The organism is Kitasatospora sp. NPDC087315 (genome assembly GCF_044744345.1).
Lineage (GTDB): Bacteria > Actinomycetota > Actinomycetes > Streptomycetales > Streptomycetaceae > Kitasatospora.
The window spans coordinates 1-1,664 of sequence record NZ_JBIUYD010000061.1; the positions used below are offsets into that span (position 1 = coordinate 1).

A 1,664-nucleotide genomic window follows, 5' to 3' on the forward strand; every position below is an offset into this window, starting at 1 on the left:
GATCGCCTCAGCCCGCGCTGCCGGCCTTCCTCACCTGCAGAGCTTCTGCAACGGCCTCGAACTCGACCGCGCCGCAGTCGATGCCGGCCTCACCCCGCCCCACCACAACGGCCGCACCGAAGGCGTGAACACCCACACCAAGGGGAGTGTCATGAATCAGGTGGACACCCTGATCAAGGGAGACACTGATGAGCTCGCTGACGGATCACCAGATCGGGTCGGTTCCTGACGGAACGGTTTCGTCGGAGTCCGTAGACGCCGATGCCTTGGACATGGCTCCGAGGAAGAACACCGGCGGGTCGGATGTGGTGGCGTCGGTCGCCGAGCTGGCGGCCGAGCAGGCCAGGGCCGGCGGGATGCAGCTGCTCGGTGAGGGCGGGCTGCTGCAGCAGCTGACCCGGCACCTGCTCCAGGAAGCCCTGGAAGCCGAGATGGACGAGCACCTGGCCTCGACCGCGGAACCGGGCCGCTCCGCCCGCAAGGGCGGCAACGCGCGCAACGGCTACCGGATGAAAACCGTGATGACCGAGGCCGGGCCGGTCACGCTCGAAGTGCCCAGGGACCGGGCCGGCACGTTCGAACCGAAGGTCGTGCCCCGGCACGCGCGCCGCACCGAGGGCCTGGACAACCTCGTGGTCTCGTTGACCGCGAAGGGCCTGACCAGCGGGGAGATCGTCGCGCACCTGGCCGAGGTCTACGGCATGACGACCAGCAAGGAGACCGTCTCCACCATCACCGATCGGGTCCTGGAGGGCATGTCCGAGTGGCGCACGCGCCCCCTCGACCCGGTCTACCCGGTGCTGTTCGTGGACGCCGTGAACATCAAGGTCCGCGACGGACAGGTCGCCAACCGGCCCGTCTACGTGGTCCTGGGCGTCACCGCCGACGGCTACCGCGACATCCTGGGCCTGTGGACCTCCAGCGGCGGCGAGGGCGCCAAGTACTGGCAGTCGGTCCTGACCGAGATCAAGAACCGCGGCGTGAAGGACTGCCTGATCCTCATCTGCGACGGCCTGGCCGGGCTGCCCGACGCGGTCGCCCAGGTCTGGCCCCAGACCGTGGTGCAAACGTGCATCGTCCACCTGCTGCGGAACTCCTTCCGCTACACCTCCAAGCGGGACTGGGCGGCGGTCGCCCGGGATCTCAAGCCCGTCTACACCGCGCCGAACGAGCAGGCGGCCCTGGACCGGTTCGCCGAGTTCGCCGCCGCCTGGGAGGCGACCTACCCGGCCGTGGTGCGACTGTGGGAGAAGGCCTGGTCCGAGATGGTCCCCTTCCTCGCCTTCGACGCCGAGATCCGGAAGATCATCTGCACCACCAACGCCATCGAGAGCCTCAACTCCCGCTACCGCAGGGCCGCCGGCGCCTGCGGCCACTTCCCCAACGACCAGGCCGCCCTCAAACGGCTCTACCTGGCCACCCTCGCCCTCGACCCCACCGGCCGCGGCCGACAGCGCTGGAGCAACCGCTGGCTCGGCGCCCTCAACGCCTTCGACATCGCCTTCGACGGACGCCTGTCAGCCGGACGGGCGTAGGCCACCCGGCCCACACCCGCCAGGAAGATCAACACCTAGACGAGTAGATCCGAAGTTCTGGCCCGCCAAAGGGCAGAGGGTGTCCAAGATCAGTTTGTGACGACCGACCTGAACACCCTCTTGACCGCA

At 68.6% G+C, this 1,664-nt stretch carries 1 protein-coding gene and 1 pseudogene; both read left to right on the plus strand.

Going from position 1 to position 1,664, the window contains the following annotated elements; translation table 11 throughout:
* Nucleotides 1–229, plus strand: a pseudogene (locus ACIO5D_RS38465) (hypothetical protein); the annotation flags it as partial.
* A gap of 43 nt (nucleotides 230–272) precedes the next feature.
* A complete protein-coding gene (locus tag ACIO5D_RS38470) occupies nucleotides 273–1,535 on the plus strand; it encodes an IS256 family transposase (protein WP_400800959.1) in 1,263 nt (420 codons plus the stop codon).
* The last annotated feature ends 129 nt before the right edge of the window (nucleotides 1,536–1,664 follow it).

What these genes read in the sequence shown, in the direction of transcription:
- ACIO5D_RS38470 (WP_400800959.1), top strand. Translation starts at nt 273, where the DNA reads ATGGCTCCGAGGAAGAACACCGGCGGGTCGGATGTGGTGGCGTCGGTC.